Genomic DNA, 25,554 nt, shown 5'->3' with positions numbered 1-25,554 from the left:
CGATGTCATATGCTCCTTAAAATATCAGCCGGACTCTTTTTGATGACAAATAGCGTGGGCCACAGTGCCGCCGGTATGCTGAATAAAAGTGCCGAAGCTGGTGGCAGCCATATGGAAAAGGGTGTCAATCTGGGAAATATAATTCCTGACACAACAAAATATTGATTGTGTGATGTATAGGCGCTCAAGTTAATACCGATGTTTTGAAAGAGTGTTACAGCCGTCGTACCCATCATAACCCCAATGGATGATGCCAGAAGGTTGATGATAATTACCTCAGAAAAGATAAGAAAAGTAGTTTCCATGGGGGTAATTCCCATGACCTTCATGATGCCGTACTCCCTTATATCCCGTAGAATGAAGATTGAAAAAGCACATGCGATACCAAAGGAGACCACCATGAATACCATGATGATGACTATGCCCATGGAAAGATAGTTAAGGGAAATGAGCTGCTCAAGATCCGGCATGAGATCCGTCCATGTTCTAAACTCCATATCCTCAATTTGCCTCTGTCGGTAGTTGGCGGCAATGAGATCTTTATCCACCCCGTTGTCCAGAAATATGGCTGCTTGCCATGGCATTGATCGTATCGGGATTGCCCCCAAGGTGCAAAATGAAACCCCACGATCAAATTGATCAATTCCGGTTTTATATATACCTGCCACGATCAGCTCCACATCAGCTGAATTTTTAGCGGGGGAAAAACGTATGTGATCCCCAGGTTGACTGTTTAGGTGTTCTGCCGTGGTTTGACTTAGTACAATTTCATTTTTATGGGTTTCAAGGTATCTTCCCTTAATAATTTTTTTCGCCATGGCGGTGAATTTTATCTCTTTATCCGGATTAACGGAAATCAATCTCACCATTTCCATGAGGTCCCCATGATAAAGGAAGCCCGGAGTGTATATTCGTTTCAGAACCCCTGCAACACCATGGATTAGAAGGTTTTTTTCAGTGATATTTTCTGGAATATTCATGCCGGAAATATGACCTGAAAAAAGGCTTACTGCGTTTTTAATCATGGTGTCATTCACACCCATGGCAAGGGATGACAAGAAGATAAGAGATGATACCGCACTTACCACCATAACGGTTATAAGCCCGGTGGATCGCCATGAGCGAAGGAGAAAATTACTTGCCGTTTTAATCCAGAAAAACATGGACCTTGAATCCTTTTTTGGGTGGCTTGCTTAGAACATGGGTCTTTTTGGCCATGATTTAAACTCAAACAACAAATTATCAGCACCTATTCTTTGGATGATCATGGAGATGGATATATCTATCATAAATCCATGTTTTTTTGCAAAAAGTGCCCGGGTTCCATTGTAAAGAAAGGTCAGTGCTGTGGTTGCTGCAATTTTCCCGGCATGGGGAAATGCAAGAAGAAGCGTTTTCTCTTCCAGGGCTGTACGATCGGTTCCAAGTATTGGAGCAAGTGAGGTGCGTTCTTTCCTCTTGTTTCCATGGTGAATCAGTGAAATCACATAATTATGGCGGTTCATGCGGAAATCCATTGCTATATCTACCATGTCATCGAGAATCTGGCAGCCCATGCCGATGTGAAACAGGGCCTCTTTTATATTGGTTATATTGGTGATATTTTTTAAATGTTGGGGCTCAATGATGTCTGGAAGTGCCCATGGGGATTGGAACAGAATTCCTGTTTTATAAGGATGAATTTTATTGATGATATCGTCAGGGGGTAATATTTTTCCTGCCCCGCACTCTTCCGAGGCTTCCTGTGCTCCGCTTTTTACAAGAGCCCTTAGGGATGCAAAGTTTGCTGTCTGGATTTGGTCAAAGGTCAGATCATTGCAACGATATCCCCTTTGAAGAATTGCAAATAAAACGCGGTCGGAAATCATTATATCCAGTATGGAACGAAATCGTGCTGCCTGTTCCGGAAGGTCTGTTTCCAGGGTCTTCTTATATTCATTATCAAGGATATTGTCACATCCAGTTACCATTCCCCGTAAACATTGATTTGCCGCTGCATATAAAATTCTTCTGGATGTGGGAATTCCCACCCTGAAATAGGAATAAAGGAAAAGTGCTGAAAAGAAATTTTTTTCCAAAGAAAAATAACCAGCCCCGGGGGGAAGAACCGTGATGCCACTTTGATCTAACATTTGAGTTGCAATGTTCCAATAGAGGGACAAAGCTTGATGCAGCTCATCTGTTAATATTTTAAACAGTGAGGATTTATCTTCTTTGTCATCTTGTTGAGTCATGTCCATGGGGTTATTGTCCAGGTTTCTGGGTGGAAAACACGGCAATGTACCCAAAATAGGTGGTGATGATCCGGGGGGGAGCAAAACCGCTTGACTCCATCAGGCCGGGCAGTACACCGCGGATATTTTCCCCGATCTGGGGTTGGAACAGAAGCCAGCGGGAGGTGTGTGAGATCAGTGCCCCCATGAAGGTTGTGGGGATATGCATATCCGAAATAATGAGTTTACCTCCCGGTTTGAGCACCCGGAACGCTTCTCTCAATGCCATTTTTTTTAGATCAAGCTGAATGTGATGAAAAAAGAGCGTTGATATCACAGAATCAAAGGAGCTGTTTTCAAACGGCAGATCTTCAGCAGCGGCCACTTCAAATCGACAGTTTGTGCTTCCCCGTTTTTTTCTTGCGCCTTCAATCATCATGCCAGCAGCATCAATCCCCACGGCAAAACCTTTGGCATCTGCGTTCAACTTGTCTGCAATTTTGCTGGTTACAAAACCTGTCCCACAGCCAATATCCAGAATTTTGTGCCATGGTTTTATCTCCAGAAGTTCGATCAGTTGATTGTTGATTCGGTTCTGTTTTCCCAGTAGACACATGGGTTCAAAAATATCATATACACCTGCGGCATAATCAAGGGTTCTCCCACGGGTGGGAACGGACTGTAAATTCATAAAAAATCCTTGTTTGTTGTGTCAAAATTAAACTGGTGCATGCGGCCTGTTGAGAGCAGGGTACAAAGCTCTGTTTCTTATTTTACTCGATTTAATCTGGGTGGAACCAGACATCCCTCCTGGACCAGAATTTCTCCGGCCACCATGACAAGAGCCACATCAGATCCCCAGGCATTGTAAACAATGGTGGAAAAAGGGTCATACATGGGCACCAGGTGGGGTTGACGCAGATTAATGGCAATAATATCTGCCTGTTTACCCACGGCAAGGGAACCGATGTCATTGGCCATACCCAGGGTTTTTGCCCCCCCAATGGTGGCCATTTCAACCACGGTTTCAGCCTTTAGAACACAGGGGTCATTGCTGGCCACCTTGTGCAGTTTTGCTGCCATGTCCATTTCAGCAAAAAGATCCAGGGTGTTATTGCTGGCACAGCCATCTGTGCCAAGGCCCATTCGGATGCCCGCCGCCATGAACTTAGTTATAGGGGCCACGCCCGATGCTAGTTTCATATTGCTTGCCGGGCAGTGAACCAATGCTGTTTTTCGTTTTCCGGCAATCTTGATGTCTTTTTCATCCAGCCATACACAGTGTACCATAAGTGTATTGTCATCGAGTATGTTTATTCCATTTAGATATTGAACCACTGACTGGCCGGTTTTCTTTTTACTGGAGGAAATAAGATCTATTTCATTGCGGGTTTCCGCCACATGGATTTGAAAGAGAACACCAAGTTCCCTGGCTGTTTTTTTTGCTTTTTTAAGGGTTTCATGGGAACAGGTATAAGGCGCATGGCAAAAAATTGACGGATGTATTCTGGGGTTTCTGTTTTTCCATTTGCTGATGAACTCCTGGGCCGTGGCAACGTTTCCCTGGGGGTCCGGCACCCCCGGGGCGGGAAAATCCATGACCCCCTGGCCCAGTACTGCGCGAATGCCGGATCGTTCAACACCTGCTGCCACATGGTCTTCATAAAAATAACCATCACAGCAGCAGGTGGTGCCGGACAGCAAAAGTTCTCGGCAGGAGTGCAATGCCCATTTTTCTGCGGTGGTGGGGTTGATCTGGGTGGCCTCGGCGGGAAACATGTGTTCCTGAAGCCAGATATCCAGGGGAAGATCATCGGCAAACCCCCGGAACAGGGACATGGGGAGATGGGTGTGGCAGTTGACAAGGCCCGGCATTATAAGGTGCTCGGTGCCATCAATAATCTGACGGTGGGGGGCGGGAGAAAAACTGCTGCCGCATCTGATTTCAGCAATGCGCCCGTCCTCAATCAGGATGGAGCCCGCTTCCATGGGACTCTCTCCGGGTTCCATGGTGATTATCATGGCATTGTTGATTATGGTCTGCTGGGTCATGTAAAAATACTCCTTTCGTATTTTGAAGTATAATGAGAGGCTTGATTAAACAGTGCTTTTCATCCGTTAAATGCCATGATAAGCTTTTCGGCATTGCGTTTGATGTTACCCTCGGATATATAAAAAATGCGATCATCGTGTAGAACCTGCAAAGGAGCGCATCCATGAAAAAAAAATATTTTTTTGTTTGCCTGGTACTTTTCCTTCTGTCGCCTTGGCATACCTGTGCCCAGGAAGATCCCCAGTTGTCCAGGGGAGAAATCATTTATGTGCCAGCGTATTCCCACATTTATATCGGGAATAATGAAAGGCCCTTTTTACTTACAGTTACGTTAAGCATCCGAAATATTGATTTAAATCATGAAATCAAAATAACTTCAATTGATTATTATGAAACACAGGGAAAACATCTTAAAAAAACATTGGAGGTGCCCCTTGTGCTCAAACCCCTGGAATCCGTCCGTTATGTCATATCAGAAAAAGACAAGTCCGGAGGCTCTGGTGCCAATTTCATTGTTCAATGGCAGTCGCTTAATCCTGTGAATTCACCCATTGCAGAATGCATAATGATCGGCGCAAAATCCGGGCAGGGCATTTCTTTTACCTCCCGGGGCAGAGCACTTGCGAATTCCAGATAGGCTTGCTGTTCAGTGCACCTGCGGCGCACTGAACAACGAGTTGGAGCAGCCAACCCACGTAGGTCGCTCCTCAACTCGACATTAAAGGGTTTCATCTCAATGACGTGGGCCTGAACCCTCCTCGAAATGGAAGATGTCATGACAAACCCCGATCGCTCATTGTGGAAAACCAATTAGAAGTCTCAAGGATTGTTTCTTATTTTGAACGGGCCGGATGTCAATGACGACACATGGGAGAAAAATAAAAAATGGGAGTTGCAGCTGATATTGTCATTATAGTCGTTGCCGCATTGATAGGTGCATTGCTTGCCCAGAGAATCAAGCAACCTTTGATTCTGGGTTATATTTTTGCCGGGATTGTGGTGGGACCGCATACCGGTGGAATCACCGTTGGCGATACCCACGAGATCGAACTTTTGGCGGAAATCGGAGTGGCATTGCTGTTGTTTGCACTGGGCCTGGAATTTTCCATGAAAGAATTAAAACCCGTTCGCAACATTGCCCTCATCGGAACCCCCATTCAAATCCTTCTGACCATTGCGGTGGGCTTTGGCATTGGCAGATATCTGGGCTGGTCCGTTGCCGGTTCCGTGTGGCTGGGAGCTTTGATTTCCCTTTCCAGTACCATGGTGACTTTAAAAACCCTCATGAGCCGGGGACTTGTGGGCACGCTCTCCAGCCGGGTAATGATCGGTATGCTCATTGTGCAGGATCTGGCGGTGATTCCCATGATGATCATTTTGCCCCAGCTGAGCAATCCCAAGTCGGGCCTGCCCTTATTGGTGGTGGCTGTCATAAAATCCATCGTGTTTCTTTTTGTGATGTTGTACTTTGGCAGAAAATTGCTTCCCTGGCTTTTGATGCATGTGGCCAAGTGGAATTCAAGGGAGCTTTTTATTCTCTCCACCACAGCCATGGGTCTTGGCGTTGGATATGCCACCTATCTGTTCGGGCTTTCCTTTGCCTTTGGTGCCTTTGTGGCCGGTATGGTTTTAAGCGAATCTGATTATGGACACCAGGCCCTGAGTGAGATTATTCCTTTAAGGGATATTTTCGGGCTTTTGTTTTTTACATCGGTGGGCATGCTCCTTGATCCACTTTTTTTCTTTGAAAACGCTTGGGAAATCATTTCCCTTGTACTGGTTATCTCCCTTTTTAAAGGTATGATTTTCCATGGGCTTGCCCGGATGTTCGGCTACATCAATATTATTCCCATGGCCGTGGGTTTGGGACTGTTCCAGGTGGGAGAATTTGCCTTTGTATTGGCACGGGTAGGCATTGAAACCGGGTCCATTGACAACCATATCTATTCCCTTGTTCTTTCCATATCCGTTATTAGCATGGTGTTTACCCCCTTTGCCTCAGCCCTTGCCGCCCCCTTTTACAAGCTGAAAAAAAAGGTTTTCAACTACGAACCCCTGCAGACGGAAAATATCCCCCCCACCGGGCTCAATAATCATGTCATTATTGCCGGTGGCGGGCGGGTGGGACAGCACATTGCCCAGGTGCTGACCAAACTGGATCTTCCCTTTGTTATTATAGAGCTTAATCACCAGCGGATGATGGAATGTAAGCAGGCAAAATTTCCCGTGATTTATGGGGACATGAGTCAGTCCACCGTGCTTGAAATATCAAAGATTCCGGCGGCAAGACTTCTGCTGATTACCACACCCCTTGCTATTACCACCCGCACCATTGTAAAACATGTCCATCACCTGAACCCCGCATTGCAGATTATTGCCAGGGCCCAGGGGGTGGAACAGACCCGGGAATTGTATGACATCGGGGTTTATATGGTTGTACTGCCGGAAATGGAGGCAGGGCTTGAAATTGCCCGGCAGACACTTTTGCATCTGGAAGTGCCCGCCACAGCCATTCAGCAGTACACAGATGCAGTTCGACGGCAGCTTTACAGCCCCATTTATCAGTCCAATGAAGATCATGAATTGTTAACAAAGCTCGATAACATAAAAGACATGCTGGAAATCTCCTGGGTGGCCCTGGGCAGTGGTAGCCCCCTCATTGATAAAAGCATAAAGGAATCGGCCGTGCGCAGTCGCACCGGGGCCTCCATTGTGGGCATTCTTCGTGAAAAAATATTTCATTCCAATCCCAACGCTGAGTATGCTTTAAAAGAAGGGGATCTGGTGGCTGTGGTGGGTAATCAGCAGGAACGAAATGAATTTAAAGCTTTATCCGGATAAGTGTGAACCTGAGGAAATTGTATACTCAATGCAATCAACCAGTGACACAAACCAGCAGGTGCTTTTTAAGGAGCGGCATGGGCAGTAAAGATGATGAGATGAAACAGATATTTATTGAAGAGTCCATGGATCATCTGTCCACCATTGAGACGGATCTCTTACGCATGGAAGAAGGGGAAAAAAATATTGATGAAGAACTGGTTAATAAAGTTTTTCGAACGGTTCACTCCATCAAAGGTGGGTCCGGTTTTCTGGGATTGACCCGAATCAAATCCCTTGCCCATGAAATGGAGACAGTGCTTGGATGTATTCGAGGCAGAAAACTGATACCCACCGCTGAAGTGATCCATTTTCTGCTCCTGGCATCCGATGCTCTGGAGCATATGATCTATAACATGGATGAAAGTGAGGGGGTTGATATCTCACAGCATATCAGTGCCTTACGTCGTTTGACCATGGATATAACCGGAGAGCCTTCTTCTGTTCCCCGTGATATGTCAGGCAATGACATGTCCGGCATGGAAGAGGCAGGTCATAAGGCGACGGACTTTGCGGAAAAAGGTACGGATAACCGGGCCGGGGTTTCCATGTTTTCCGAAGAAACCGAACTTGAAAGTACACAGGGCACAATGCCCGAAAGCATAGAGATCACGGCAGATGATAACTCAATGCTTTTCTGCCTGAAATCGTCGTGTCTGATAACGGCCCGGGATGAAAACCAGGAGATTTTTTTCATCGAAAAACCCCTGACTTCCCCTGAAAATAATACAGATAAAAAAACGGATTATGACGCCGCACTCCAGGTTTTTTTAAAAGAAATTGAGTCCTATGGAACCGTACTGCAAAGCCGGGTGGAAGGTCAATACTTACCCCGGGGAACCAGGGGGGCAGGGGCTCCTTTTTTTTTAATTGTTTTTGCATCGGTATTGGCCATAGATGAAATCCAGGTGCTGTTTGAGGTGGATGCCCGATTTATCTGCCAGCTCACCGGGGAAACGGAATCTGAACCGGAATCGGATCCGGAACCGGCAGGTTCATCGCTGTCTTCTAGGAAATCAAGTGATCAGTCGTCTTGCCCGGAAGAAACAAGGCCTTTGATTTCATCGCCAGAAGGTGGCATGGTTGCGGACCGGGACCAGACACCCGTAAAGGTAACGGGGGGGACTGAAACCAGCCTTCGGGTGGACTTAAAACTTCTGGATGACCTCATGATCTTGGCCGGAGAACTGGTGCTGAGCCGGAACCAGCTGCTCCAGGCCCTGTCAAACAAGGATACCCATGCCACGGAAATTGTGGGCCAACGCATTGATTTGATCACATCAGAATTGCAGCAGACGGTTATGTTCACCCGAATGCAGCATATGTCAAGGGTATTTGACCGGTTCCCCCGGCTGGTGAGGGACCTTGCCGGAAAAATGAGTAAAGATGTAAATCTCACCATGCGGGGTCGACAGGTGGAACTGGATAAAACCTTGCTTGAGGCGGTAACGGACCCTTTGATTCATCTGGTCAGGAATGCCATTGACCATGGAATAGAAACCCCTGAAATTCGTCTTTCCCAGGGAAAAAAGCCCACAGGTCAGATTTTTTTAAGGGCTTTTCATGGGGCGGGAAAAGTAAACATTGAAATTTCCGATGATGGCCGGGGCATGGATGCAAATCTTCTGGCAGATCGAGCTGTTTCCCTTGGGATTATCACAGGGGAACGTGCCCGAGAAATGTCGGACAAGGAGAAGCTTCATCTGGTTTTTCTTCCGGGATTCTCCATGGCATCCAAGGTCACCGACCTGTCCGGCCGGGGGGTGGGGATGGATGTGGTTAAAAGTAACATGAGTTCCATTGGCGGGCATGTGGACATTGAGTCCCAGCCTGGAATCGGTACCCGCTTCATGATCAAGGTTCCACTGACCCTGGCCATTATTCCCAGCCAGATTGTGGTGGCAGAGGGGGAACGCTATGCCATTCCCCAGTTGAACCTGGAAGAACTGGTACGTATTCCGGCCAACCGGGTGCGGGAAAAAATAGAATATGTGGGAGATGCCCAGGTGATGAGGTTACGCGAAGCTCTGCTTCCTCTGGTGCGGCTGACCGATGTCATTGGTGTGGACCGCACCTATGTGTGCGATATCTCCGGTCATCGGAAAAAAGATCAGAGAAAAAATATTGCAGATCGCCGCTCCCCCAGGCATGAAATCTCTGGGAAAATTTCCACCATGACCGCAGCGTCCACTGATTTGATAATAACTGGTTCGGGCACAGCTTCGGCGACAGATCCGGTATCAATTTCGGATACCCCTCCCAATGATCGCACAGACCGGCGCTACCGGGCTACAAGTGCATTGAATATCACCGTATTGTCCACCGGAAGTCTTAAATATGGACTCATTGTGGATGAACTACATGATTCCGAAGAGATTGTGGTAAAACCACTGGGACGTCATCTGCAGCACTGCAAAGCATATGCCGGTGCCACCATCATGGGGGATGGTCGCGTTTCTCTTATCCTGGATGTGGCTAATATTGCCGAGATGGCCGGGGTTCTGCCCATGGAAGAAGAAGATATTTCCAGACTGATGCACCAGACCCGGGGCAAGGCATCCGCGTCCCATAAAAAAACATCTTCCCTTCTCATCTTCATGGGCGGAGCAGCGGAGCAGTTTGCCGTTCCCCTGAATCAGGTGGTGAGAATAGAAAAAATTGCTTCAAAGGAAATAGAAACCATCGGACAGATGCGGGTGGTGCAGTCCCGGGGGAAAACCCTGCCCCTTTTCAGTGTGGATGAAGTTATCAAGGTTGCGCCTCTGTCATCACTGGAGAATTTTATTGTTATTGTATTTGAATGCAACGACAGGGACGTGGGGCTGCTTTGTTCAGGACCTGTGGATTCCGTTAATACGGACAAGGCAATTGATGAAAAAACATTGAAAAAACAAGGTGTTTTGGGATCTGTTGCCATTCATGATCATACCACCATGGTGATCAATATTGTTGAAATGATGCACTTGCTTCAGCCCCGGTGGATGCAGCAGGACGAAACCAGAGCGCCCATGCCATATTCTCCCCAGGGTCCCACCATATTGATTGCCGAAGATTCCGGTTTTTTCAGAAATCAGATTAAAGGCTACATTGAGGCCGAGGGATATCATGTTATTGCAGCCGAAGATGGTCAGATTGCACTGGATCTGATAAAGAAGCATATTGATGAGCTTTCCCTTGTGGTTACGGATTTGGAAATGCCAAACCTGGACGGATTTGCATTGACAGAAAAAATCAAGACAGATCGCCGCTATGCCCATCTGCCGGTGATTGCCCTTTCCACCTTGGCCGATGATGCCAATATGGCAAAGGGGGATGCTGTGGGGGTGGATGATTATCAATTGAAACTGGACAGGGAAATGCTTTTAAAGAGTATAAAAAAGCAGATATACGGCGGTCGATGATCTGGACCTGGTCACAGGTCGGTCGTCATATGGGCCAACGAGGTCAGGGTAACGGATAGTTTGATCATGAAGGAGAATGGGAATGGGAATGAGAAAAAGTATTGTGGGCCTGAAGGCAAAATTTATCATGGCATTGCTTGCCGTGGGCGTAATTCCTTTTATTGTTCTGGGGGGAATTTCACACACCAATGCCGTAAACGCCCTGACAGAACAGGCATTTAATCAATACAAGAGTATCCGGAACCTTAAAAAGAGTCAGATGGAATTGTTTTTTGCAGGCTGCCTGGGGGATGTGGACATGATGGCCCATACCCCCTATGTCATTGATGCATACAAATCCTTTCGAAATGGATTTTTAACAGGGGGGGGGTTTTCCGGGGGACAGTTCCGGGGGCTTAAAGGTGGGCATTTTGAAGCTCCGGATATTTATATTTCTGCCCATAACCGTTATTTTTCTCTGTTTGAGTATCACATGAAACACCATGGGTACGCAGATGTCTTTTTGCTGGATGTGCTCCAGGGAAATATTGTATTTAATGTGAACAAGAATGCTGATTTCGGACAGCGGGTGACGGCCATGGATTCTTCACTCAAGGCCGTGTGGCAGATGGCAGTGCAGGGTAAGGAGGCTGTTTCTGATATTCGCCCCTATGAACCTTATGAAAACATGCCTGCCCAGTTTATGGCCGCCCCCATCCGGGAGGAGGGAACCATCATTGGTGTGCTTGCCGTGCAGATTTCCATTGGAACTATCACCCGTATCATGTCCGACCGAACAGGCATGGGCAGGCTGGGAGAGGTTTTTATGGTGGGACCAGATAAGCGCATGCGCTCGGATGCGTTTCTGGATACTGAAAATCGAACGGTCACTGCCTCCTTTGCCCAAGCTGAAAAAGGCAGGGTGGATACCCAGCCGGTGCGGGAAGCGCTGGCAGGACAAACCGGGGAGATGATAAGTGTGAATTACAATGGCAACACGGTTCTGTCTGCCTATACTCCTTTGCAGGTTGGCAATACAACCTGGGCTGTCATCGCCCAAGTCCACAAATCCGAAGCCCTGGCACCGGTGGTACGTCTGCAGAAAACCATGGGGATGGTCGGCGCAGGGGGCATTGTGTTAATTGTGCTGTTTGCTTTTTTCTTTGCTGAATCCATCACCCGACCTTTGAAAATGGGCACCCAATTTGCCGAGAAAATGGCCGGGGGAGATTTCACCCAGATGCTCGATATCCATAGACGGGATGAGATAGGTGTACTTGCCGATGCCTTGAATAGCATGATAAAAGGGCTTCGTTCTTTGTTTAAGGAACTGGCCCAGGGTGCTGACACCCTTTCCAGTTCTTCCACTCAACTGTCTGCCATATCCAGTCAGATGTCAACGGGGGCAGAGCAGACCTCCACAAGATCCAATACCGTTGCCGCGGCATCAGAGGAGATGAGCACCAATATGACCTCCGTGGCGGCAGCCACCGAAGAGGCGTCCATAAACATGAATATGGTGGCAGCGGCGTCAGAGCAGATGACCGCCACCATCAGTGAAATAGCAGAGAGTGCTGAAAAGGCAAGAAACATTACCCACACGGCGGTGACAGAAGCAAGGGAAGCTTCGACCACCGTTGATCAATTGGGGGTTGCGGCCCGGGAAATCGGTAAGGTGACGGAATCCATCACCGAAATTTCCGAGCAGACCAATCTTTTAGCCCTCAATGCCACCATAGAGGCGGCCCGGGCCGGTGATGCCGGTAGGGGCTTTGCCGTTGTGGCCAATGAAATCAAAGAGCTTGCCAAACAGGCGGCCCAGGCCAGTGATGAAATAAAGAACCGTATCAACCGCATACAGGCATCCACCGATGGCACTGTATCCCAGATTGGACGTATCACAGAGGTGATTAACCAGGTTAACGATATTGTCTCCACCATTGCCGCTGCCGTGGAGGAACAGTCTGTGACCACCCGGGAAATTGCAGGTAATGTCACCCATGCAGCCCAAGGCATGGCCGAGGTGACGGAAAACGTGGCCCAGAGTTCCACTGTGGCCGCAGAGATTGCCAGGGACATTGCCCAGGTGAACCAGTCTGCAGATGAAATTTTCACCAGCAGTTCCCAGGTCAGTGACAGCGCCGATGCCTTGAGTCATCTGGCGGAAAGATTGAAAATAAGAGTGGGCCGGTGCAAAATACAATGAAATCCAAGCGTGACAAAAGCCTTCCTCCCCGCATGGGGACAGTGACCACCTTTTACGTTGGCACGGCCCTTTGCGGCATTGATATACTCACCATCCAGGAGGTGAACAAACTTATGGATATCACCCCGGTGCCCCTGGCCCAGGATTATGTGGCAGGTATTATAAATCTGCGGGGGAAGATTGTAACGGTGATTGACCTTGGAAAAAGACTGGGGCTTTTTTCCGGTGCTGGAAATGTGCCTGTTGTGCCCGGACGAAATGTCATTGTTCATTACAGGGACGAACTCATCGGGCTTATGGTCACTGCCATTGGGGAAGCCATTGCCGTGGACTGGAACCTTATGGATGCCCCCCCGGGAAACCTTCGGGGAGTTCAGGGAAATTTTTTTAAAGGCGTTATTAAACAGGCCGGACATCTGATCGGGGTGCTGGACCTGGAAGCGGTGTTGTCATGATTGTCGGGAAAAATCTTCGGGTGCTGGTGGTGGATGATTCGGTGGTATATCGTATGATGATTTCCGATGTGCTTTCGCAACTGCACGGAGTGGAGGTGGTGGGCACTGCCCATAATGGCAGGGCAGCCCTGGCCAAGGTGGCTTCATTAAAGCCGGATCTGTTAACGCTTGATATTGAAATGCCCGTTATGGATGGGCTGGAGGTTCTCACCGAGATGGCCCGACGTTTTCCCAGGGTGGGGGTCATTATGGTCTCGGCATCTGCCGGAGAAGGTGGAAAAAAAACCATCCACGCACTGGAGCGGGGAGCCTTTGATTTTGTTATCAAGCCAGGGGAAGCTAGCCATGGGGAAAACAGAGAAAAGCTCCGTCAGGGGCTGGCCCCCATTGTTCGCAACTGTGCCCGCATGCTGGAAATTCGCTCCATTCTGGGTAAGAGGTCTGACACTAGGGACCTCTCACCGTCTTTATCCATGAAATCTGAAAGAAAAGATTTTGTTTCTCCTGCTGTTGGAATGGCCCGCCGGAGCCGAAAAAAATCCCGGGTGGTGGGCATTGGTGTTTCCACAGGTGGCCCCAAAGCCCTTCAAACGGTGTTGGCAGCCATTCCCCCTGACATCGACATTCCCATTCTCATTGTGCAGCACATGCCACCTTTATTTACCCATGCCCTGGCCGAGAGTCTGAACAATCAGTCACCCATCCATGTCAAAGAAGCCCTGGAAGGCGATGTTCTGGCACCGGGAACGGCATATATTGCCCCGGGGGGCCGCCACATGAAGGTGGTTGCCCGGGGGCCTGAAAAACAGCTGGTGATTCACATAACCGATGATCCACCGGAAAACGGATGCAGACCCTCAGCGGATTATTTGTTCCGGTCCGTGGCAGAACATTTCGGTGCTGCAGCCACAGGCGTCATCATGACCGGCATGGGCCATGACGGGGCAGAAGGCTTGAAAATCATGAGCAGAAAAGGGGCAGCTATCATCGCCCAGGATGAAAAAACCAGCGCAGTGTTCGGTATGGCCAGAAATCCCATTGCCTGGAAGATTGTGGATGTGGTGGCACCCCTTGAGCGGTTGTCTTTTGAAATACTTAAAACAGTGAGGTAGGCAGGTAAGAAAATTTTGAACTCCCCATTGATGCTGGCGGGAGGAGAAAATTGCTTTTTGCCGCCATGACCCATGGTAAAAATAACTTCAGATGAATGTGTACTTTTATCAAATTATCTCCGGAGGGTTTCGGGCATTGATATTGATCCGTCCAAGGCATATCTTTTTGAAACTCGCCTTGGGGGAATGGTGGAAACCCTCGGCCTTTCTTCCTATAAAGCCCTTCATGATATGGCTCGGTCCGATGGTACAAAGGCCCTGGAACATGAGATTGTTGATAATATTTCAACCAATGAAACCCTGTTCTTCCGGGATGATAAACCCTTTCAGCTGCTTCAACACAAGTTGATCCCGGATCTTATCGACAAACGCCGGGTCCGGGGCCGGACAGGACCGGTTCCCATCCGCATCTGGAGCGCGGCCTGTGCCACAGGCCAGGAAATATACAGCATTGCCATGGTGTTAAAAGATCTGCTGACGGATATGTCCGGTTATGACATATATCTTCTGGGCACAGACATTTCAGGAACAGCCATTGCAAGGGCAAGCCTGGGCAAATTCACCAGCTTTGAAATGGGACGCGGTTTGCCCCGGAAACAGCAGGACAGGTATTTTACCCGCCAGGGCAACCACTGGATGGTTAAAGATGAGATCCGGGCCATGGTGTCATTTCGGAAAATGAACCTGCTTCATCCATTTACTTTCATGGGGCGGTTTGACATTATTTTATTACGGAATGTGGCAATTTATTTTAATTTGGAAACCCGCAGAGATTTGTTTGAAAAAATTATCCGGATCATGGCCCGGGACGGGTATCTGATTATCGGTGCCACAGAATCCTTGTCAGGTATAAGTGATGCCCTGGTACCCAGACGACATCTTCAATCCATATTTTATGAACGCTGCTTGAACAAGCAGGCTTGATGTCTGATGAGTTCCAAATTCTCCTTTTTCATGCCACATGTGATGCTTTAAATCTTTAACAGAAGACATTGTGGGGCGGCAAATTGGAGAACCTGTCACTGACGAGTTAATGGCAGACGTGGTATTTAACGAACATGTATTTTTTTAAACGATTTCAAGTCAATGAGTCGCTGCAAGACCAGTAAAAAAGGAATGATAACAGATGGCTGATCCAATGCGGATACTGGTGGTGGATGACAGTTCCATGGTGCGAATGACCCTGCGTGAAGAACTTGAAGCCGGGGAATACGAAGTGATGGAAGCCGCCAATGGCCTGGAAGCGCTGGTTAAAATTTCCGGACCAAAGCCCCCGGATCTCATGACCCTGGATGTGGAAATGCCCCGCCTTAATGGCTGGGACACCTGTAAACGACTGCGAAGTCCCCACTATGCACGCCTGATGATTCACAAAAAGGACGGACGATTGCCCGTTGTTTTTGTTACCAGCCAGGACAACATGGAGGATCGTAAAAAAGGATTTGAAGTGGGGGCTGCGGATTTTATCCCCAAACCCTTTGCCAAAGGCGAACTGCTGGAAGCAGTGGACCGGATTTTAAAGCCGGTCTCCCTGTCCGAAGGCATGACGGCCCTGGTGGTGGAGGACAATACCCTTGCCAGAAAAATTGTGGCCGATGCCCTGGTCCAGGAAGGGCTTCTTGTCATTGAGGCCGAAGACGGACAGGAAGGGTTTGAGGTGTTCAGTAAACGGGCAGATGACATTGATGTGGTGATCACCGATCTTTTCATGCCCCGCATGAACGGGGATGTGCTGTCCCGGAAAATCCGCAAAGAGCTTGACCGGTGGGATCTTCCCATCATCTGTCTTACAGCAATGCCTGATCAGTCAGAGCTTTTAAAGGTGTTCAAGGCAGGGGTATCCGATTATCTGGTAAAACCCTTTGCCAAAGAGGAGCTGCTTGCCCGTATCACTGTGCACCTGGAACGATATCGCCTCAGCCGGCAGCTGAAAGAAAAAATTGAAGCCCTTAAGCAGTCCAATGAAAAAATCCGGAAACTGTCCATCACCGATCCCCTGACGGGCTGTTATAACCGCAACTACATGACCCAGCATCTGCCCAAGGAGTTGAAACGCACCCAGCGATATGACTGCCCCATTTCCCTGATCCTCACGGACATTGATCTTTTTAAAAAGGTTAACGATACCTGGGGGCACAGTGCCGGAGATCAGGTACTCATCGCCTTTGTTGAGATCCTTAAGGAGACCATAAGGCAGGATCTTGACTGGGTGGCCCGGTATGGGGGTGAGGAATTTCTTATCGTACTGCCGGAAAGCGATTATAAGGCCGCCGTCATCTGCACCGAGCGGTTACGTCAGGCCGTGGAAGACCTTGTCATCACCCACGAGGGGCATACCATTCCCATCACGGCAAGTTTCGGGGTCACCTGCCTTGATCCCGGTGCCGTTGATGTCTGTTCCCCGGATCGCCTCATTGACACCGCCGATAAATATCTGTACCAGGCCAAGGAGAACGGCAGGAATCGGCTGGAGGGGGGGATGTTTGTACCAGTTAAATAGGGTTCAGGGATTCAGCACGTATTGATTTGGCGTTTATTTATCGGCCATCTTTATGGCGATCTCTTTAAATTGCTCCAGTTCTTCAAGAAAAGCATCCACCACCCGGGGGTCAAAATGAGATCCCCGTCCTTCCACAATGATATCCCGGGCCTTGGTGTGGTCAAAAGAGTCTTTGTATACCCGTCTGGAGGTCAGGGCATCATATACATCTGCCACGGCCATGATTCTGGCGGACAGCGGTATTTCATCCCCCTTTAGCCCCTGGTTGTAGCCGGACCCGTCCCATTTTTCATGGTGGCATCGGATAATCTCTTTGGATACCTTTAAAAAAGAGGTGTCTCCGTCAATTCCCGAGACCTTTTCCGCCTCTTCAATGGCCAGCCAGCCGTGTTCCGTGTGTTTTTGAATTTCCTTGAATTCATCTTCCGTCAGTTTCCCAGGCTTTAAAAGAACGGCATCGGGAACCCCCACCTTGCCGATGTCGTGCATGGGGGCGGATTTAAACATGACTTCAATGGTGTGGTCATCCAGAAGAGAGCTGAATTCAGGGGATCGACGCAGTCTTTGGGCAAGTATTTTCACAAATATGGCGGTGCGGCGGATGTGCATCCCGGTTTCCTTGTCCCTTGTGGCTGCAAGGGAAGTGATACCGATGAGGGTCAGGTTCTGGGCTGCCACCATTTCCTTTGTTCTTCTGAGCATTCTTTTTTCTTCCATTCTGAACCGGATGACAGTTAACATAGAGAAGGTGACAAACAAGGTTATCAGCGGGTAGGTCATTGAAATGAAGATCTGCATTTTACGCAGAAAAAGCAGTTCCATGAACCAGAGCCCTGTTGTTATGGCGGTAAGTGAAAGGGTGCAGGGCCATGGCTTTAAGTGAATGAGCATGAACGTGCATGAAATCCCGGTTAAAAGGATCATGAACCACTCCATGCCCATGGCCCAGGAGGGGTGGTACAGAAGATTTTTGTTCAGGATATTATCCAGTGCCGTGGCATGGATGCCCACCCCGAAAAAATATTGTTCCAGGGGTGTGGTGTGGTGATCTCCAAGACCCGAGGCAGAGGCACCCATGAAAACGATCCGGTTTTTCATTATCGCAGGGTCTGCTTTTCCCAGCAGCAGGTCTCCTGCAGACAGGGTTGTGAAAGCAGATGTTTTTTTACGAAAATGTAAAAGCAAATTTCCCTGGGGAGTCACCGGTATGGTGAGATCCTTAATGGAAACGGATATAAGCCCTGTGGGGCCTGCTTCAAGAGACACTTTGTCCACGTCCATGGCCAACATGAGGGTGGCAAGGGATAGACTGGGGTAAAATTTGTCCTTGTAACCTGTGATAAAAGGGGTGTGCCGGATGACTCCGTCGTTATCAACCAGGGCATTGACAAATCCGCTTCCTTTGGTTGCCTGTATAAAAAGGGGCAGGGCTGTGAGCATACCATTCCATGGAGAAAACCTCTGGAACAGGGCTGATTCCGGCACTGGGGAGACAAGACGGGTATCAAGGGGCAGCACGCCCGAAGGTTGTCCCATGGTTTTTTCCCCAAGAAATTTGCTTGCCAGAATAAAGGGGCCCTGTTTCAGGACCTGGGCCAGGATCTGATCACTATCAAGGATGGTGTCCGCCGATGGCAGTGGGGCAATAGATATGCCTGAACGTTTTTCCAGAGCTTTTAATGCAAGATAAATGGAGGTTCTATCCGGCTCCGACAGCAGAATATCCATGCCCACGGCCTGGGGCGATCCCTGGAGAATGATGGTGCAAAGCCGGGCAAGAAGATCCCGGGACCAAGGCCATTGACCAAATGCTTCAAGGCTTTTGTCATCAATATCCACGATAACGGGCTGGGGGGTTCCCCGGTCCCTGAGGGAAAGGTGCATGACATCATAGAGCTTTTGGTCCAGAAACGTTACAAAGGCAGGGCGGTACACAAAAAGACCCATGAAAAAAAGGGTGATCAGACAGCCTGTCTTGAGAATGGTTTTCATACCCCGGGAATAGCCTGGATATTTCCGGGTGCCAATCATGTGGTATTCCCTTTTCATCTTACAATAACTTCAACCCGGCGGTTTCTGGGTTCAGGAACATCATCCGCCGTGGGAATCAGCGGATTTCCCTCTCCATGGGAAGTTGCATGAATAAAGCGGGCCTCAATGCCCTGGTCCACCAGAAGGGTAAGTACCCGCTGGGCCCGTTTTAAAGAAAGGGCAATATTGGCATCCTCATTGCCCACCCGGTCTGAATGGCCGGATACGCTGATGTCCATGGATGAGCGTTTTTTTATTTCGGTTATAATTTCAGAAAAGCGGGTTAGGGAGGGTTCTGTGAGAACATCAGATCCGGACTTGAACTCCAGAATAAATGTGGCGGGCAGAGACGGTTCTGCATCTAACACCGTGGCAAAGCGTTTTTTTATCTCTTTTTCTTCAACGGGAACCGGTGGTGGTGGGGTAAATTGCTGGCGCAGGGTAACCCCGTAACCCGCCTGATCAATTTGTGTGGTGCCATGGGGGTTTGTGATTTCCACCTTGCCCACATGGTTGTCATGATCCGGCAGCAGCACCACTGTGGTTCTGTTGCACGAACATCCCGTAGAGAAAACCAGCAGTGCCAGCATTGGCAATGTGCAATACTGTCGAAACCATTGCCGGGGCCGGGGAGTCAGGGATATCTGTGGGAGGGGGGGGACCGATATTGTTAAATTAAGTTTTGATCTCATTTAACCTTTCCTTTTTTATATATATGAAAATGTCCACAGCAAAAGCTCCCAACGGGTGGCCGTTTGGGACGGTATAATGCCATTTTCATCATTTGTTGTATCCGCGATAGAGATGTCCATTGTGTGAGAAATAAGAAAATTCACAGGGGTCAGGGGTGTACTTCCACCAGAAAACGAGTGCCGCGAACGGCAATGGTACCATCTGGGGTCTGGATTTTCACATTGTCCGGTGCTATTTTTGCGATGACACCGGACAAAAAAAGAAAGGTACCCCTGAGCATACGGGTTACCAGGGAATATTCATAAACGCTGGGGTTGAAGATAAATTCCGTCATGTCCATGGTGCTGTCCGGGCCAAGACAGATGATGGTGTCATCCTGCAGTATCATGCTGGCGGAGCCATCTTTACCAGATTGAATCTGGTCCAGGGGGTAAATTTTGTCCCCGGTTACTGCTGTTATTTTATTCGCCTGGCGCTGGACAAACACCTCGCCTGACACGTTTTTAAAGCTTCCGCAAGGGAGAAGTTCTCTTGCCCAACAGGGGCTTATGGTGCCAATGAACATGGAAAAAATACAAAATATTACGATGCTTCTCATGGATAAATCCTTTCTGGTACTGCATACCCAAGTGCCATAAGCCAGGGGGGGGAGAACCTGTGCCAGGGCTCATAATCGGGCGGGTGCGGGGGGCCGAGGTATGTTTTAGGAGGCTGAGATCAGCAGACCCTGTACTTTAAAAGCACCACATCCGCCTCAAGGGCATCCACACCCAACAGGTTTAATTTTAGATCAAGTTCTTGACTGAAAAGTGCCAGCCCTTGGCCAAACAGCCGTGGAGCAAGGGTTAGATGCACCTCATGGATCAGGCCCTGGCGGGCAAACACCGAGTTTACCTGGGCACCGCCAATGAGAGCCACCTCGTTATATCCGGCTTTCTCAAGGTCTTTAAGAATGTCTGCCGGTGACTGATCGGTGAATTGCAGATTCTCTTTGTTTTGTTTGCCTTTCAGGGTGCGGGTCATGACAATGTTGTGTCTGTCGGGTAGGGGGCGACCGATGGTATTAAAGGTGTTGTTTCCCATGATCATGGCCCCGGTCCTGCGGGTTATTTGAACAAAGTAGCGTTTGTCTGCCGATCCGGTCCAGTCCACGGGATCGGTGGCATGGCGTGCGATTTTGCCATCCAGGGTCATGGCCATTACCAGAATTACGTTCACAGCTATTATCCCTTTTTTTTAAGATTTCTGGGAGTTGCTCACAGCACAGATCCTTCTTTTTCTTGCAATGGCCAGGGTTCATTTTCTTTTTCTTCCGCAAGGTAACAGAACCGGTCCCATTTCATTTCTTTTCCCGAAACCGGGCAGCGCAGGGTCATTTTCAGCTCCCCCACCTCCTTAACCTCCCAGTCACCTCGCCGTCTGGAGCCGACGATTCTGATTTTTTGTCCTGGCTTGAGTTCATAGGGTTTAAAAATAGTCACGGTATGGGACATGTGCGCCTCCATTTTTTTTAAATTTTGGACAGTTATTGAAGTTGGGCTTCAAGATAGGTCAGCCGACGTATTTGAAGGGGTAACAGAATCAAACGGGCAGGGGTTATGACCAAGCCCGTAATTTTTAATGCATAGGGCGGATGCCAATACCTATCATCCAATACCTGCTTTTTTACATAAAATCAAGCACCAGCAATTTTAATTTATCCGGGCTATTCAAAGACGGATCTTTCAAAACTTGTTCAAACAGATGATCCAGGATTTTGCCGATGTTTGTTCCCGGTCCACAGTTGAGAAGGGTCATGATTTCGTTTCCGTTGATGGCAAGGCCAGCCCGGGTGAATTCCCGGTGCCCGTGCAGGGCCTGGGCTTCGTGGATTTTCTGTAGTCGGATTTTGATTTCAGAAAGGGTGTAGGGTCGTTTGGCAAGGTTAGCTGCCTTGTCGGCGATGCGCATGCGCATGAATTCCCGGTGGGAGACGTCGTGTGCCGCCAGGAATGCCAGCAGACGTCTCACGGCCCTGGGAGTGCTTTCTTCGGTGAGGGGACGCATGTGAACTCGCACCATAGCCTTTATGAAATCCACCTCTTTGGTGTTGAAACGGAGAGTTTCAAGATCCTGAATAATGGCTTTCTGCATGGTTTCATGATTTTTAAAGCTTAATTTGTTATTTTCCAGGCGGGCTGCATCAAACTTACCGGCATCATGGAGAAATCCGGCAAGTCTCAGTAACGGGTCCCGGGGGGAAAGGGCATCTCCCACCATCAGGCAGTGTTCAAAAACAGTTTCTCCGTGGTGGGGGCCGCCGTCAAGTCCCACGCACCGATTCAGGCAGGGGAAGATGTATTGCAGCAGATCTGTGTCACTCAAGGCCTGGAAAAAAACCGATGGCTTCCCAAGGGTCATGGCCTTCATGATTTCAAGGCGCAGTCGCTCAGGTGCCGTGGACGTGGACAATAATGGGGCGTGTTTTCTGATGGCCTGGAACGTCTCCGGAAAGAAGTCTCCTTTAATAGCTGCCTTGAACCTGCAGGCCCGGGCCATTCTAAGGGGGTCTTCCATGATTCTGTGTTCGGGGGTTCCGGTGAAGCGGATGATTTTTTCCCGGAGATCTTTTTCTCCGTTGAAGGGATCAATGATATCGCCGGAAATCGGGTCAAGGGCCATACTGTTGATGGTGAAATCCCTTGCTCCAAGATCTGCCAGGGGGAAACACTCGGTTTCTTCCGGGCATCGTTGGGGGGCAACCTCCACCCCGTTGATCAGAAAAACCGGAAAGGTTTTACCGGCCAACCTGGGGGTATCTTTCCGGAATATTGATTTAAGGGTGTCCGGTGGGCAATTGGTGACAATGTCATGGTCTGCAGGCCTTTTATTCAGACGAAAATCTCGGACGCAGCCGCCCACAAGAAATGCCTTGAATCCGGCATGGTCAAGGCTGTTGATGATCTTTTCAACAGGAGCAGGTAGGTCCATGGGACCAGATGTTTCAACCAACAGAGGCCTCCATGAGAACGCCTGCCAAAAGAAATACGGATACCAGGCTGTTGATATGAAAAAAGGCAATATGGATGCGGGACAGGTTGTCGGGATGTACCAGTCGATGTTCAATAATTAACAGAACACCGATGAGGCCAAGGAAAAAGAAAAAAACAGGATGCATGTCAAAGCTTATGGCCATGGCCCCCAGGAAAATCATGGTGGCCACGTGGAGCAGGGAAGATATGGTCATGGCATTTTTGGGGCCCAGAAGTGCTGGCAGGGAGAAAAGTCCCTGATTCCGGTCAAAATCAATGTCCTGGCAGGCATAGAGAATATCAAATCCGGCAATGTAGGTCATCAGGGCCAACGTCAGGAAAATCGGTGTTGGGCTGACCGCGCCGGTTACGGCAATCCAGGCCCCCAGGGGGGCAAGTGAGATGGCAAATCCAAGATAAAGATGGCAATACATGGTGAAACGTTTGGTGTAGGAATAAAAAAGCAGAAAGAAAAGCACCGGAAATGACAGCCAGAAGCAAAGCGTTCCCAGCATAGCCGCTGCAAATATAAAAAGGGCGGCAGATGCCCACACAAAGCGGGTGGCCTCCTTGCCGGACAATTTTCCGGAAGGGATTTCTCTGATGGCGGTGCGGGGATTTTTACCGTCCATTGGGGCATCAACGATGCGGTTAAACCCCATGGCGGCGGATCGTGCCCCCACCATGGCAAGGAATATCCACAACAGATCCGCCATGCGGGAAGGATGGTTACGCCAAGCCATGACCACGGCGGAAAGGGCAAAGGGCAGGGCAAAAACAGTGTGGGAGAATTTGATCATTTTGCCATAGCTCAGAATTTTTTCTTTTATTTTTGAAAGCATTGATATTTTTTCCTTGGCTAAAACAGGGGTGATGTGATTTTTTGGGGTTCTGGGTTCTGGGTTCTGGGTTCTGGGTTCTGGGTTCTGGGTTCTGGGTTCTGGGTTCTGGAGTTAAAAAATGCCATGGAGGGGGGCTCTGCATTGGGGGCATTCTCCCGGAATGGTCATGCGGTTATCTGTCGTGTAAGCGGTGCGTTTGATCAGTGGGGCACCGCAGGCATTACAGAAGGTACCTTCATGGCCAAGGTGCGGCGCATTTCCGATGTAAACATGTTTCAGACCCGCTTTTTTCCCTTCCTGGAAGGCCATTTTAAGACTGGCATCCGGGGTGGGGGAGAGCTGGTTCATATGGTGACAGGGGTAAAAACGACTGATGTGCCATGGGGTTTCTGTTCCCAGTTTGTCTGCAATAAAGGTGGCCATGGCATGTATTTCACTCTTATCATCGTTGTGTCCCGGGATGAGAAGGGTGGTGACTTCCACCAGAATGCCAAGGGATTTCATGAGGATCAGGATCTGTTTCACCGGTTCGAGCCGGGCGCCGCACAGGTTTTTATAAAAGCTATTATTAAAGGCTTTCAGATCCACATTTGCCCCGTCGAGATAGGGGGCTGCTGCATGAATGACTTCGGGGGACATGTAGCCGTTGGTCACAAAGAGATTTAAAAGGCCGTCTTCTTTGGCCAGCATGGCCGTTTTCAGGGCAAGCTCAAAATATACTGTGGGTTCCGTATAGGTGTAGGCAATGCTGCTACAACCGTTGTTAACGGCTTGATCTACCAGCTCCCGGGCAGTTGTTCTGACGCTTCTGCCCGGAGATGCGTATTGGGAAATATCGGCATTCTGGCAGAAACTGCAGGTAAAGTTGCACCCGGCAGAGGCAATGGAAAATGCTGAGCTGCCGGGTTTTACATGAAAAAATGGTTTTTTTTCAATGGGATCAATTGCCCTTGCAACGATGAAGGGATAGACAATTGCGTAAAGATCACCATTTCTGTTTTCCCTTACCTTGCACTTGCCATGGGATCCGGCCTGGACCACACAAAAATGGTGGCACATCCCGCATTTTACACGATCATGGGATAATTTTTCATAGAAAAGTGTTTTCATGTTTCTCCGTAGTGATTCCCCGGGCAAATCCGGTCACTTGGCCACAGGGCCGTTTTCTGGAAATTTTCAGTGACAGGGGCCGGGTACGAAAGCGGGGAACCGGAATGATGGTCATGCCGATCATGGTGCCCCATGGAGATTTTTGCACCAGGGCAGATTTTTCCATCCAGGCTGCCGGGCGACTCCGGGTAAAGGGAAACTGCTGGGTGGTGTTCCAGTAAACAGGGACTGGCCCCATGATGGCAAAGATTATTTTTTTAAGTTCCCCGATGCCGAAAAATCTCCCATGGGAAAGGGTGTTATGGCAGAAAAAACCCTTGATTCGGCGGTGTATGTTTAAAGGAGCAAATTTATTTAATACCCCGATGAAAACTTTATCCCGGGTCACCCGGCAGGCCTCTTCAATGGCCTTGGCCGGGCGATCCATGAATTCCAGGCTGGTCATGAAGACAGAGTAATTAAAGGAGTTGTCTTCAAAGGGAAGGCCTTCGCCAAAGGCCCTGTGAAGTTCCAGTCGGGTTCCGAACCGGTCCAGGGCCATATCCAGCATATAGGGAGAAGGGTCCACACCGGTTACCTGCAGGCCATGGGCCATAAATGCAGGGGCACACCTGCCCCAGCCGCATCCGATATCCAGTATACTTCTATCTGCCAGCGGAGAGAGCATCTTCATCATTAACGCCGTCTGCAGTTGAAAATCATACTGCTGCCCCGCCTGTTCACACCAGGTCAGGTGGGCGTTGGTATCATTGAAATCAAATATATATCCCATGGCAGATATTGTAAGCCCTGGAAGGGTAAGATTCAAGGGGATTCTTTGAGAGTGGGAAATGTGGATGCTGCTTGCTGGAATCAGGGCTTGATTTTTGGGGTAAATATGGGGTGCTGTCCAGACAGTTACCGGGCAAATCCGAATATTTAGTTTTTGTATTCAATATCTTTATGTCCGGATAAGGGGGAATAGATGCTTTCAATTTGACAACCACAGTGGGTGATTCTATTCTATTTAATTTAAATAAAACCCACATGTCCTGGCGGACACAACGAAGATAGGGTTGTAGACGCGGA

Annotated in this window: 21 protein-coding genes; 8 read left to right on the top strand and 13 right to left on the bottom strand. The window is 48.9% G+C overall.

What is annotated here, in order from left to right:
- Positions 1-5 precede the first annotated feature (5 nt).
- The 4 genes from ACYQ2M_RS06955 to ACYQ2M_RS06940 form a co-directional block, all read right to left on the bottom strand.
- Positions 6-1,163, bottom strand: a complete 1,158-nt coding sequence (locus ACYQ2M_RS06955) for an ABC transporter permease (protein ID WP_459915603.1) — start codon at positions 1,161-1,163, stop codon at positions 6-8.
- 30 nt (positions 1,164-1,193) lie between these two features.
- On the bottom strand, positions 1,194-2,240 hold the full coding sequence (locus tag ACYQ2M_RS06950) for a hypothetical protein (RefSeq protein ID WP_459915602.1): 1,047 nt from the start codon (positions 2,238-2,240) through the stop codon (positions 1,194-1,196).
- 4 nt (positions 2,241-2,244) lie between these two features.
- Complete coding sequence (locus ACYQ2M_RS06945) at positions 2,245-2,904, bottom strand: class I SAM-dependent methyltransferase (RefSeq protein WP_459915601.1); 660 nt, start codon at positions 2,902-2,904, stop codon at positions 2,245-2,247.
- A 77-nt stretch (positions 2,905-2,981) separates the two neighbouring features.
- Positions 2,982-4,265 (bottom strand): amidohydrolase family protein, encoded by a 1,284-nt coding sequence (locus ACYQ2M_RS06940; protein ID WP_459915600.1) that lies wholly within the window; start codon positions 4,263-4,265, stop codon positions 2,982-2,984.
- A 164-nt stretch (positions 4,266-4,429) separates the two neighbouring features.
- Here ACYQ2M_RS06940 and ACYQ2M_RS06935 point away from each other — a divergent pair, with 164 nt between their 5' ends.
- From ACYQ2M_RS06935 to ACYQ2M_RS06900, 8 genes are all read left to right on the top strand, one after another.
- Complete coding sequence (locus tag ACYQ2M_RS06935; protein WP_459915599.1) at positions 4,430-4,903, top strand: DUF3124 domain-containing protein; 474 nt, start codon at positions 4,430-4,432, stop codon at positions 4,901-4,903.
- A 248-nt stretch (positions 4,904-5,151) separates the two neighbouring features.
- Positions 5,152-7,107 carry a monovalent cation:proton antiporter family protein gene (locus tag ACYQ2M_RS06930; protein ID WP_459915598.1) on the top strand — a complete coding sequence of 652 codons (1,956 nt, stop codon included), beginning with the start codon at positions 5,152-5,154 and terminating at the stop codon, positions 7,105-7,107.
- Positions 7,108-7,184: 77 nt separating this feature from the next.
- The gene (locus ACYQ2M_RS06925) at positions 7,185-10,547 is read left to right on the top strand and encodes a hybrid sensor histidine kinase/response regulator (protein ID WP_459915597.1); all 3,363 of its coding nucleotides are present in this window, start codon (positions 7,185-7,187) and stop codon (positions 10,545-10,547) included.
- An 82-nt stretch (positions 10,548-10,629) separates the two neighbouring features.
- Positions 10,630-12,732 (top strand): methyl-accepting chemotaxis protein, encoded by a 2,103-nt coding sequence (locus ACYQ2M_RS06920; protein WP_459915596.1) that lies wholly within the window; start codon positions 10,630-10,632, stop codon positions 12,730-12,732.
- Entirely contained in the window at positions 12,729-13,187 is a 459-nt protein-coding gene (locus tag ACYQ2M_RS06915; protein ID WP_459915595.1) for a chemotaxis protein CheW, read from the top strand. The genes ACYQ2M_RS06920 and ACYQ2M_RS06915 overlap by 4 nt, the downstream gene beginning before the upstream one ends.
- On the top strand, positions 13,184-14,299 hold the full coding sequence (locus tag ACYQ2M_RS06910; RefSeq protein ID WP_459915594.1) for a protein-glutamate methylesterase/protein-glutamine glutaminase: 1,116 nt from the start codon (positions 13,184-13,186) through the stop codon (positions 14,297-14,299). The genes ACYQ2M_RS06915 and ACYQ2M_RS06910 overlap by 4 nt, the downstream gene beginning before the upstream one ends.
- 72 nt (positions 14,300-14,371) lie before the next feature.
- A complete protein-coding gene (locus tag ACYQ2M_RS06905; RefSeq protein ID WP_459915593.1) occupies positions 14,372-15,223 on the top strand; it encodes a CheR family methyltransferase in 852 nt (283 codons plus the stop codon).
- 202 nt (positions 15,224-15,425) lie between these two features.
- On the top strand, positions 15,426-16,799 hold the full coding sequence (locus tag ACYQ2M_RS06900; protein WP_459915592.1) for a response regulator: 1,374 nt from the start codon (positions 15,426-15,428) through the stop codon (positions 16,797-16,799).
- 33 nt (positions 16,800-16,832) lie between these two features.
- Here ACYQ2M_RS06900 and ACYQ2M_RS06895 read toward each other — a convergent pair whose 3' ends face one another.
- The 9 genes from ACYQ2M_RS06895 to ACYQ2M_RS06855 form a co-directional block, all read right to left on the bottom strand.
- A complete protein-coding gene (locus ACYQ2M_RS06895) occupies positions 16,833-18,830 on the bottom strand; it encodes a CHASE2 domain-containing protein (RefSeq protein WP_459915591.1) in 1,998 nt (665 codons plus the stop codon).
- 14 nt (positions 18,831-18,844) lie between these two features.
- Positions 18,845-19,522, bottom strand: a complete 678-nt coding sequence (locus ACYQ2M_RS06890; protein ID WP_459915590.1) for an OmpA family protein — start codon at positions 19,520-19,522, stop codon at positions 18,845-18,847.
- A gap of 149 nt (positions 19,523-19,671) precedes the next feature.
- Positions 19,672-20,121, bottom strand: coding sequence for a FecR family protein (locus ACYQ2M_RS06885; protein WP_459915589.1), 450 nt, complete (start codon positions 20,119-20,121; stop codon positions 19,672-19,674).
- Positions 20,122-20,240: 119 nt separating this feature from the next.
- Positions 20,241-20,741 carry a dihydrofolate reductase family protein gene (locus ACYQ2M_RS06880; RefSeq protein ID WP_459915588.1) on the bottom strand — a complete coding sequence of 167 codons (501 nt, stop codon included), beginning with the start codon at positions 20,739-20,741 and terminating at the stop codon, positions 20,241-20,243.
- A 38-nt stretch (positions 20,742-20,779) separates the two neighbouring features.
- The gene (locus ACYQ2M_RS06875) at positions 20,780-21,016 is read right to left on the bottom strand and encodes a hypothetical protein (protein WP_459915587.1); all 237 of its coding nucleotides are present in this window, start codon (positions 21,014-21,016) and stop codon (positions 20,780-20,782) included.
- Positions 21,017-21,188: 172 nt separating this feature from the next.
- The gene (locus tag ACYQ2M_RS06870) at positions 21,189-22,514 is read right to left on the bottom strand and encodes a CCA tRNA nucleotidyltransferase (protein WP_459915586.1); all 1,326 of its coding nucleotides are present in this window, start codon (positions 22,512-22,514) and stop codon (positions 21,189-21,191) included.
- Complete coding sequence (locus ACYQ2M_RS06865; protein WP_459915585.1) at positions 22,507-23,376, bottom strand: UbiA-like polyprenyltransferase; 870 nt, start codon at positions 23,374-23,376, stop codon at positions 22,507-22,509. The genes ACYQ2M_RS06870 and ACYQ2M_RS06865 overlap by 8 nt, the downstream gene beginning before the upstream one ends.
- A 111-nt stretch (positions 23,377-23,487) precedes the next feature.
- Positions 23,488-24,486, bottom strand: a complete 999-nt coding sequence (gene amrS, locus ACYQ2M_RS06860) for an AmmeMemoRadiSam system radical SAM enzyme (RefSeq protein ID WP_459915584.1) — start codon at positions 24,484-24,486, stop codon at positions 23,488-23,490.
- On the bottom strand, positions 24,467-25,294 hold the full coding sequence (locus ACYQ2M_RS06855) for a class I SAM-dependent methyltransferase (protein WP_459915583.1): 828 nt from the start codon (positions 25,292-25,294) through the stop codon (positions 24,467-24,469). The genes amrS and ACYQ2M_RS06855 overlap by 20 nt, the downstream gene beginning before the upstream one ends.
- Between the last annotated feature and the right edge of the window lie 260 nt (positions 25,295-25,554).

Source organism: Desulfocicer niacini (assembly GCF_054657595.1).
This window is presented reverse-complemented; position numbering and strand designations above follow the sequence as displayed.